This is a genomic window from Stenotrophomonas sp. HMSC10F07 (assembly GCF_001807895.1).
Taxonomy (GTDB): Bacteria; Pseudomonadota; Gammaproteobacteria; order Xanthomonadales; family Xanthomonadaceae; genus Stenotrophomonas; species Stenotrophomonas sepilia.
Genome location: NZ_KV791406.1, coordinates 15,076 through 24,846 on the forward strand (window position 1 = coordinate 15,076; position 9,771 = coordinate 24,846).

General features: G+C 67.4%; 9 protein-coding genes and 1 pseudogene. 8 read left to right on the forward strand and 2 right to left on the reverse strand.

Going from position 1 to position 9,771, the window contains the following annotated elements; translation table 11 throughout:
- From HMPREF3114_RS21485 to HMPREF3114_RS12550, 3 genes and pseudogenes are all read left to right on the forward strand, one after another.
- Positions 1-125 (forward strand): annotated as a pseudogene (locus HMPREF3114_RS21485) (cellulose-binding protein); the annotation flags it as partial.
- Between the two features lie 175 nt (positions 126-300).
- Positions 301-1,470: a lytic polysaccharide monooxygenase gene (locus tag HMPREF3114_RS12545; protein ID WP_053496781.1), complete on the forward strand. Its 1,170-nt coding sequence runs from the start codon at positions 301-303 to the stop codon at positions 1,468-1,470.
- Between the two features lie 177 nt (positions 1,471-1,647).
- Positions 1,648-2,805 carry a lytic polysaccharide monooxygenase gene (locus tag HMPREF3114_RS12550; protein ID WP_053496780.1) on the forward strand — a complete coding sequence of 386 codons (1,158 nt, stop codon included), beginning with the start codon at positions 1,648-1,650 and terminating at the stop codon, positions 2,803-2,805.
- Between the two features lie 114 nt (positions 2,806-2,919).
- Here HMPREF3114_RS12550 and HMPREF3114_RS12555 read toward each other — a convergent pair whose 3' ends face one another.
- Complete coding sequence (locus HMPREF3114_RS12555; RefSeq protein ID WP_080104359.1) at positions 2,920-3,669, reverse strand: ferredoxin--NADP reductase; 750 nt, start codon at positions 3,667-3,669, stop codon at positions 2,920-2,922.
- Between the two features lie 84 nt (positions 3,670-3,753).
- Between HMPREF3114_RS12555 and HMPREF3114_RS12560 the strand changes: the two genes are divergently transcribed.
- The 4 genes from HMPREF3114_RS12560 (at position 3,754) to HMPREF3114_RS12575 (ending at position 7,499) form a co-directional block, all read left to right on the forward strand.
- The gene (locus HMPREF3114_RS12560) at positions 3,754-4,722 is read left to right on the forward strand and encodes an ABC transporter ATP-binding protein (protein ID WP_070489869.1); all 969 of its coding nucleotides are present in this window, start codon (positions 3,754-3,756) and stop codon (positions 4,720-4,722) included.
- A complete protein-coding gene (locus HMPREF3114_RS12565) occupies positions 4,719-5,510 on the forward strand; it encodes an ABC transporter permease (RefSeq protein WP_005420226.1) in 792 nt (263 codons plus the stop codon). Before HMPREF3114_RS12560 ends, HMPREF3114_RS12565 begins: the two co-directional genes overlap by 4 nt.
- Before the next feature lie 127 nt (positions 5,511-5,637).
- Positions 5,638-6,576 carry a 2-dehydropantoate 2-reductase gene (gene panE, locus HMPREF3114_RS12570; protein ID WP_005420228.1) on the forward strand — a complete coding sequence of 313 codons (939 nt, stop codon included), beginning with the start codon at positions 5,638-5,640 and terminating at the stop codon, positions 6,574-6,576.
- Positions 6,573-7,499 (forward strand): NAD-dependent epimerase/dehydratase family protein, encoded by a 927-nt coding sequence (locus HMPREF3114_RS12575; protein ID WP_053496778.1) that lies wholly within the window; start codon positions 6,573-6,575, stop codon positions 7,497-7,499. Before panE ends, HMPREF3114_RS12575 begins: the two co-directional genes overlap by 4 nt.
- Before the next feature lie 78 nt (positions 7,500-7,577).
- Here the strand turns inward: HMPREF3114_RS12575 and HMPREF3114_RS12580 are convergent, their stop codons facing one another.
- Positions 7,578-8,375, reverse strand: a complete 798-nt coding sequence (locus HMPREF3114_RS12580) for a TatD family hydrolase (protein WP_005420232.1) — start codon at positions 8,373-8,375, stop codon at positions 7,578-7,580.
- Between the two features lie 67 nt (positions 8,376-8,442).
- Between HMPREF3114_RS12580 and hrpB the strand changes: the two genes are divergently transcribed.
- The coding region (gene hrpB, locus HMPREF3114_RS12585; protein WP_070489870.1) for an ATP-dependent helicase HrpB at positions 8,443-9,771 on the forward strand (1,329 nt) is incomplete at its 3' end.

Consider the following 9,771-nt stretch of genomic DNA (forward strand, 5'->3'; position numbering starts at 1 on the left):
AGGGCACCGACGGCAAGCTGTACGCCTGCCGCCCATTCCCGGAAGGGGCGTGGTGCAACGTCAATGCCGAGGCATATCGCCCCGGTGTGGGCAGTGCATGGCGCGATGCTTGGGTGCCCTACTGACCCGTTGTAGAAGGCGGTGCGCATCGCGCCGCCTTCTGCCTGGGCCGCAGTGCTTTGAGCAGCGTGCTGCAGATCAGGCACGACAGCCACTGAAATCAAACTTGTCCGATATTGCCGGCCTGTCTGCATGTGAAGACTCGATGGGGTTTCCCATACCTCGCAAAGGAGTCTCTGCATGCACCTGTCCCATCGGGCAGTCCTCGCACTGTCCGTCGTTGCCGGCCTGGCCCTGTCCGGCAGCGCCTTCGCCCACGGCACCATGACCAAGCCGCTCAGCCGCGTGAAGCAGTGCCACGAGGGCAATCCGGAAAACCCGACCAACCCGGCCTGCGCCGCCGCCAAGGCCATCGGCGGTTCGCAGCCGTTCTACGACTGGAGCGCGATTGCCCACGGCAATGCCAACGGTAACCATCGCGAACTGGTGCGCGATGGCGAACTGTGCAGTGCCAGCATTCCCAAGTACCGCGGGCTCGACCTGAACCGCACGGACTGGCCGACCACGCCGATCCGCGCCGACGCCCGTGGCCGTTACACCTTCGAGTTCCGCGCGCCGGCGCCGCACGCCACCCGCGAATGGAAGTTCTACGTCACCCGAGATGGCTGGCAGCCGGGCAGCCCGCTGCGCTGGGCCGACCTGCAGGAATTCTGCACGCTGGGCAACACACCGCTGTCCGAAGGCGGTGTCTACAAGCTGGACTGCCCGCTGCCCAAGCGCAGTGGCCAGCACATCATCTACAACACCTGGCAGCGCTCGGATTCGCAGGAGGCGTTCTATACCTGCATGGACGTGCGCTTCGAAGGCGGCGATGGCGTGGTTCCGCCGCCGCAGTGGCAGGATGCCGGCGCTGTGACCGCCAACGGTGCACTGGACGTGGACAGCACCGTGACCCTGCGTGTGTTCAATGCCAACGGCAATGACCTGGAGCGCGTGGAGACCACGCTGGCGGCTGGCCAGACCGCTCCCGCACAGTGGCCGCTGGCGCTGGCCCGCAAGGTCAATGCCAGTGCGCAGCACGCCCGCGTCGGTGTGATGAAGAACGGCGTGATCACGCCGGTCGCATCGGCCACCGAAAACCGCGTGTACCTGAAGCCGGGCAATCGCTTCCAGCTGGAAACCCAGGTGCCGGGCCCGGTTGATCCGGTCAACCCGCCGGGTGGCGATTTCGACTTCGTGTATCCGGCCGGCCTCGGCAGCTACACGCCGGGCGAGACCGTGGTGAAGGGCACCGACGGCAAGCTGTACGCCTGCCGCCCGTTCCCGGAAGGCGCGTGGTGCAACATCAATGCCGATGCCTATCGCCCGGGCACCGGCTATGCCTGGCGTGATGCCTGGGTCGCGTACTGAACTCGACGGGGGTGGCACTTCGGTGCCACCCCTCCTGCATGACGTTTCTTGCGATGGAAGTCGCATGGAAAAAGGCGATGGGTTCCCAGCCTCGTTTTTTTAGGAACCGTTGAATGGAGGACGCTCTTTGCTGCGTGGAAACTCGGCGGGTCTTCCACGCGTCAAAGGACGTCATCGATGCAAGCCCACCTACTTGCAGCAGTTGCTGCCTCCCTGTGCGCAGCGCTCTTCGCCTCACAGGAGGCCCAGGCCCACGGCACCCTTTCCAAGCCGATCAGCCGCATCTACGCCTGCCGTCAGGCCAACCCCGAGAATCCGACCAATGCGGCCTGTGCGGCAGCCAAGGCCATCGGTGGCGCGCAGCCCTTCTACGACTGGGCCGGCATCAACCAGGCCGAGGCTGACGGCAACCATCGCCAGGTCGTGCCTGATGGCGAACTGTGCAGCGGCGGCAATGCAAAGTACCGCGGCATGAACCTCAATCGCACGGACTGGTCGACCAGCCCGATCCGCGCCGACGCCCGCGGCCGCTACACCTTCGAGTACCTCGCATCGGCTCCGCACAAGACCCGAGACTGGGTCTTCTATGTAACCCGCGAAGGCTGGCAACCGGGCAGCCCGCTGCGTTGGGACGATCTGGAGCAGTTCTGCTCGCTGGGTCACGTGGACGAGGATGCCAACGGCATCTACCGACTCGATTGCCCACTGCCCAAGCGTACTGGCCAGCACATCATCTACAACACCTGGCAACGCTCGGATTCGAAGGAAGCGTTCTATACCTGTGCCGACGTACGTTTCGAAGGCGGTGACATCATTCCGCCACCAGAGTGGGAAGACGCTGGGGCCATCACCGCGCGGGGTGACCTGGAGACCGGTACCACCCTGGCCCTGCGCGTGTTCAACGCCAACGGCAATGACCTGGAAAGCCCGAAGATCACCCTCGCCACCGGGCAGACCTCCGCCACGCAATGGCCGCTGGCGTTGGGCCACCAGGTCAACGCTTCTGCCCAGCATGCCCGGGTGGGCGTGCTGAAGAACGGAATCATCACACCCATCGCCTCGGCCACCGAGAACCGCGTCTACCTGAAGCCGGGCCATCGCTTCCAGCTCGACACGCAGCTGCCGGATCCGGTCGATCCGCCACCGGGCGACCATGACTTCGTGTATCCGGACGGTATCGGCAGCTACACGCCGGGCGAAACCGTGGTCAAGGGCGCCGACGGCAAACTCTACGCCTGCCGCCCGTTCCCGGAGGGCGCGTGGTGCAATGTCAATGCCGAACCCTACCGCCCGGGCACCGGCTCTGCCTGGCGTGACGCCTGGATCGCGTACTGAGGCCGGGCACCGGGGGCGGCGGGGTGCCGCCTCAGGTTTGCGGGGGTTGCCGGCCAGCGGCCGGCACTACCGGGGTTCATGGGGTTGCCGGCCAACGGCCGGCACCACCCGGGCCTACTTGCTGCTGACGTACTTCTCGCGGCGGATCTGCGGGTTGCCCAGGCCGGCCGCCTTCAGCAGCTCGGCGCAGGCATCGACCATGTCCGGGTTGCCGCACAGGTAGGCGATGTCGGTGGCCGGGTCCGGCGTGAAACCGGCCAGCGCCTGCTGCACGTAGCCGTGCTGTACATCCGGGTGCGGTTCGGTCGGCAGTTCGCGCGACAGGCACGGAACATAGCGGAAGTTCGGGTGCTTTTCGGCGAAGCTGTAGAAATCTTCGCTGTACAGCAGCTCGCCCGGGCTGCGCGCGCCCTGCAGCAGCACGATCTGCACGCCGCGTTCGGCCATGGCCTTCTCCAGCAGCGGCAGCATGGAGCGGTACGGGGTAACGCCGGTACCGGTGGCGATCAGCAGGTAACGGGCGTTGTGGTCACCGGGATTCAGGCAGAACCGGCCATAGGGGCCGGACGCACTGATCTGGCTGCCCTGCTCCAGCGCCTCGAACAGGGCCGTGGCGGCGCCCCCGGGCACGAAACTGACCGCGATGTCCACCGCCTCGCCCGGGCCCAGCGCATGGTCGTGGATGGTCGCCAGCGAGTAGCTGCGCTTGGTTTCGGTGCCGTCGGCGTAGCTGAAATGGACCTGGATGAACTGGCCGGGCTGGAAATCCAGCGGCTGCCCATCGTCACGCACGAACTGGTAGTGGCCGACGGTCGGGGCCAGCATGCGGCAGCCGACCAGCTTGAGGGGGAATTGAACAGGCACGACTTTTCGGGACAGTGTGTAGCCGGGGCAAGCCCTCGGGGTCTTCTATAATAGCCCCTCCCCGCCCCTCTCCAGCGCCAGCCCATGGGCGCGAAGGCTTCGAGCTTGGCATCCCAGAACGATACGGCGCCCGCCCTGCGCGTGCGCGACCTGCGCAAGACCTATGACAACGGCACCCAGGCCCTGAAGGGCGTTTCCCTGGAAGTGGCCCCGGGCGACTTCTTCGCCCTGCTCGGCCCCAACGGGGCGGGCAAGTCGACCCTGATCGGCATCATCAGCTCCCTGGTCAACCTCAGCGAGGGCCAGGTGGAGGTGTTCGGCAGCGACCTGGTGCGCAACCGCAGCGCCACCATGCGCCTGATCGGGCTGGTGCCGCAGGAGATCAATTTCAACCTGTTCGAAAAGCCCTTCGACATCCTGGTGAACTACGCCGGGTTCTACGGCGTGCCGCGCGAGGAAGCCGAGCGGCGCGCCGAGGAAGAACTGAAGCGCGCGCACCTGTGGGAAAAGGCGCAGGTGATGAGCCGCACGCTGTCCGGCGGCATGAAGCGCCGGCTGATGATCGCCCGCGCGATGATGACCCGCCCGCGGCTGCTGATCCTGGACGAACCCACCGCCGGCGTGGACATCGAGATCCGCCGCGACATGTGGCGCGTGCTGAAGGAGATCAACGCTGCCGGCACCACGATCATCCTCACCACGCACTACCTGGAAGAAGCCGAGTACCTGTGCCGCCACCTGGCGATCATCAACCATGGCCAGATCGTCGAGCAGGGGCCGATGCGCACCCTGCTGGCCAAGCTGGACGTGGAAGGCTTCCTGCTGGACATCGACGGTGACCTGCCGGCGCAGCTGCCGGTGATCGAGGGCACGACGCTGACCGCGCCGGATCCGCACACGCTGGACATCGACATGCCACGCGCGATGGACCTCAACCGCGTGTTCGCTACGCTGAACGAGTCCGGCATCCGCGTGCGTTCGATGCGTACCAAGAGCAACCGCCTGGAGGAGCTGTTCGTGCGCCTCACCGGCAACATGGAGAAGCCTGCATGAGCACCACCGAGCTGACCGACGGCCAGCGCAACCGCATCGCGCTGATGACCATCGTGCGCCGCGAAGTTGCCCGCATCATGCGCATCTGGGGCCAGACCCTGGTGCCGCCGGCGATCACCATGACCCTGTACTTCCTCATCTTCGGCAACCTGATCGGGTCGCGCGTGGGTGACATGGGCGGCTACACCTACATGCAGTTCATCGTGCCGGGCCTGGTGATGATGAGCGTGATCCAGAACAGCTACGGCAACATCAGTTCCTCGTTCTTCGGTGCCAAGTTCGGCCGCCACGTCGAAGAACTGCTGGTCAGCCCGATGCCGAACTGGGTGATCCTGTGGGGCTACGTGGCCGGTGCCGTGCTGCGCGGCCTGATGGTCGGCGTGATCGTGCTGATCATCGCGATGTTCTTCACCCCGGTGCGAATCCCGCATCCGATCGTGATGCTGACCACGGTGATCCTCGGCGCGACGATCTTCTCGCTGGCCGGATTCATCAATGCGGTGTATGCGAAGAAGTTCGATGACGTGGCGATCGTGCCGACCTTCATCCTGACCCCGCTGACCTACCTGGGTGGCGTGTTCTATTCGGTGAAGCTGCTGCCGGGCTGGGCCGAAGCGGCCACGCACGCGAACCCGATCTTCTACATGGTCAACGCGTTCCGCTATGGCCTGCTGGGTAGCAGCGATGTGCCGCTGCCGGTGGCCTACGGCCTGATGATCGGTTTCGTGGTGGTGCTGACGGCGCTGGCCCTGTGGCTGCTGCGCCGTGGCGTGGGTATGCGCAGCTGATGAAGTGGATCCACGCCATGCGTGGATGCAGCAGTCTGTAGAGCCGAGCCTATGCTCGGCTCTTTTTTGCCTGCAATCTCCGGCACAATCGCAGTTCTGATTCCCCCCAGAAAACGGTGAACGTGCAATGCGCATCCTGATCCTCGGCGCCGGCGGTACCGGCGGTTACTTCGGTGGCCGCCTGGCCCAGGCCGGCGTGGACGTGACCTTCCTCGTGCGCCCCGCGCGCGCCGCGCAGCTGGACCATGATGGCCTGGTCATCCGCAGCCCACTGGGTGATGCGCGTTTCCCGGTTCAGCACGTCACTGCTGATGCACTGCCCGCACTGGCCGCGCAGAAGCCCTTCGACCTGGTCATCCTCAGCTGCAAGGCCTACGACCTGGACAGTTCGATCGATGCCATCGCCCCGGCAGTCGGCGCGAACACCACCGTGCTGCCGATCCTCAACGGCCTGCACCACTACAACGCACTGGATCTGCGCTTTGGCCGCGACGCCGTGCTCGGCGGCCTGTGCTTCATCAGCGCCACCAAGGCGCCCGATGGCGCGGTGCTGCATCTGGGCAAGCCGGCCAAGCTCACCTTCGGCGAGCGCGACGGCGGCGCGATCTCCGCGCGCGTGCGCGCCTTCGCTGCGGTCTGCGCGAAGGCCAACCTTGATCACCTGGCCAGCGAGCGCATCGGCCAGGAACAGTGGATCAAGTACACCTTCCTGACCGCGCTGGCCGCAGCCACCTGCCTGCTGCGTGCGGATATCGGCACCATCGTCGCCACCGATGATGGCGAGGCGATCGTACGTGGCCTTTACGACGAGTGCCTGGCCGTCGCCGAAGCCGCCGGTGAACCGGTTCCGGAGGCAGCGCAGGACACTGCGCGCGGCACGCTGACCCAGGCCGGCTCGGCGTTGAAGGCCTCGATGCTGCGTGATCTGGAGGCCGGCCAGCAGGTGGAGGCCGAACAGATTGTTGGCGACATGCTGGTGCGTGCGCGCAGGGCTGATCAGGAAGCCCTGCTGCTGCAGGTTGCCTACAGCAGCCTGCAGGCCTACCAGGCACTGCGGGTCGCGTGAGTCCCGCCTTGCAGGCCAGCCCATTGCCCGCGCGGATACTGATTCTCGGGCTGGGCTGGAGCGGACGCGTGCTGGCCGCGCAGCTGCAGGCGCACGGCGTAGGCGTGGCCGGCACGGTGCGCGATCCCTCGTTCGCGCCGGACGATGGCCTGCCACGGCATCAGCTGCACGCCGACACGCCACCGTCGCCTGCCCTGCTCGATGAGATCGCGCAGGCCGATGCCGTGCTGTGCAGCGTGCCGCCCGACGCGGAGGGCGACCCGGCACTGCGCCTGCTGCTGCCCGCGCTGCAGGCCAGCCCGGCATTGCGCTGGGTCGGCTATCTGTCGTCGACCTCGGTGTATGCCGACCGCGCCGGCGGTTGGATCGACGAGCGCAGCGCGGCCGACGCCACTGAAGCGGCTGGTGTGCAGCGCCTGCTCGCGGAAGCACAGTGGCGTGCACTGGCCGGACAACGCAGCATCGCCTCGGCGGTGTTCCGCCTGCCCGGCCTGTACGGGCCGGGTCGCAATGCGCTGGTGCAGTTGGCGCAGGGGCGTGCGCGCCACGTGGTTCGCCCGGGCCAGGTGTTCAACCGACTGCACGTGGATGACCTGGCAACCGTCATCATCGCCGCAATGCGGCGACCGGCCCGGCAGGGTCTCTACCTGCCCAGCGACGACGAGCCTGCACCGCCGCAGGATGTGCTGGCCTTCGCCGCGAAGCTGGGCGGGTTTGCGCTGCCGCCCGCCGTGGCCTGGGATGACCCGGTACTGAGCCCGACGCTGCGGCGCTTCTACGAGAGCAACAAGCGCATCGACAGCCGTGGCACGCGTGAAGCGCTGGGGTGGGCGCCACGGTTTCCGACGTATCGGGAAGGGCTGACGGACCTTGCCGCTTCGCTCGCCGGGCATGGCACGGCGCTACCGGACAGCGCTTTGTAGAGCCGAGCCCATGCTCGGCTGCTCTGCGTGTCCGTCGCGCTGCGCGCGATGAGCCGAGCATGGGCTCGGCTCTACGGATCAACCCGCGTCGGGCAGGCGGAAGAACGCGCGGGCGGCGGCCGTGGCATTGGCCGCGGTCACCGCAACGTCCTCGCCACGGTCACGTGCCAGCTCTTCCACGATGTGCGACAGGAACATCGGCTCGTTGCGCCGGTCCTTCGGCATCGGCTTCAGCGTGCGCGGCAGCAGGTACGGCGCGTCGGTCTCGATCATCAGGCGGTTGGCCGGGATGTTCTTCACCAGTTCGCGCAGGTGCGCGCCACGGCGTTCGTCGCACAGCCAACCGGTGATGCCGATGTACCAGTCCTGGTCCAGGTAATCGAACAGCTCATCGCGTTCGCCGGTGAAGCAATGCACCACCGCCGGGCCGATGCGGCCTTCGAAGTTCTTCATCTGTGCCATGAAATCGGCGTGCGCGTCGCGCTGGTGCAGGAACAGCGGCTTGCCGTTGTCCGCGGCCAGCTGCAGCTGGCGCTCGAACGCACGGTGCTGCGCCGGGCGCGGCGAGAAGTCACGGAAGTAGTCCAGCCCGCACTCCCCCACCGCCACCACTTCCGGATGCGCGTGCAGCGCGCGCATCTCGGCATCGCATTCCTCGGTGTATTCCACCGCGTGGTGCGGGTGCACGCCGGCGGTGGCATACAGGAAGCCGGGGTGCTGCTGGGCCAGCTGCAACGCCAACGGCGAGTGCTCGCGGCTGGCGCCGGTGATGACCATCTGCACCACGCCGGCCTGGCGCGCACGGTCCAGCACGGCATCGCGGTCGCGGTCGAAGGAGTCGTGGGTCAGGTTGGCGCCGATATCGATCAGGTGCATGGTCATCGCGGGGGAAAAGTGCCCGCGCATTGTACCTGCGCCCGCCGTGCCCCCTTATCCTTTGCACATGAACGCCTCGCTCTTCCCGATTTCCCCGCTGCTGCCGCAGATCCAGCAACACCTGGCCGCGCAGCAGCGACTGGTGCTGGAGGCCCCGCCCGGTGCCGGCAAGACCACCCAGGTGCCACTGGCACTGCTCGACGCACCGTGGCTGCAGGGCCGCAAGATCATCCTGCTGGAACCACGGCGGGTCGCCGCCCGCAGCGCCGCGCTGTTCATGGCGCGGCAGCTGGGCGAGGAGGTCGGTGGCACGGTCGGCTACCGCATCCGCTTCGAAAACAAGGTTTCGGCGCGCACGCGCATCGAGGTCGTCACCGAAGGCATCCTGACCCGCATGCTGCAGGACGACCCGATGCTGGAAGAGGTCGGTGCGATCCTGTTCGACGAATTCCACGAGCGCCATCTCAGCGGCGACCTCGGCCTGGCGCTGGCGCTGGATGTGCAGGCGCAGCTGCGCGATGACCTGCGCCTGGTGGTGATGTCGGCCACGCTGGACGGCGAGCGGCTGGCACGCTTTCTCGATGCGCCGCGGCTGAGCAGCGAGGGCCGCAGCTACCCGGTGGCGATCAGCCATTTCCCGGCGCGCCGCGATGAGGCGCTGGAACTGCAAGTGCGCCGCGCGGTGCAGCAGGCCCTGGCCGAGCACCCCGGTGACCTGCTGGTGTTCCTGCCCGGCCAGCGCGAGATCGCGCGGGTGCAGGCGGGCCTGCAGGAATCGCTCAATGGCGATGTCGAGGTCCTGGCGCTGCACGGTGAACTGCCCGTGGAACAACAGGCGCGCGTACTTCAGGTGGCCAGCGATGGCCGCCGGCGCGTGGTGCTGGCGACCAACGTCGCCGAGTCGTCGGTGACGTTGCCCGGCGTGCGCGTGGTGATCGACAGCGGCCAGGCACGCGAACCGCGCTACGACCCCAACAGTGGTTTCACCCGGCTGGACGTGGTGGCCATCGCGCAAGCATCGGCCGACCAGCGCGCGGGCCGCGCCGGCCGCGTCGCCGAGGGCGTGGCCTGGCGGCTGTGGCCACAGTCGCAGCGGCTGGAACCGCAGCGCCGCGCCGAAATCGACCAGGTGGAACTGGCCGGACTGGCACTGGAACTGGCGGCCTGGGGCAGCAGCGATCTGCGCTTCCTCGATCCGCCCCCGGCGGGTCCGATGGGCGCGGCGCGCGAACTGCTGCAGCGGCTCGGCGCCCTGTCCAGCAGTGGCGCGATCACCGAACTGGGCCGGCGTGTGCTGGCGCTGGGCACGCATCCACGGATGGCGGCGATGCTGCTGGCAGCGCCCGATGCCCGCGCCCAGGCGCTGGCTGCCGACCTGGCCGCGCTGCTGGAGGCG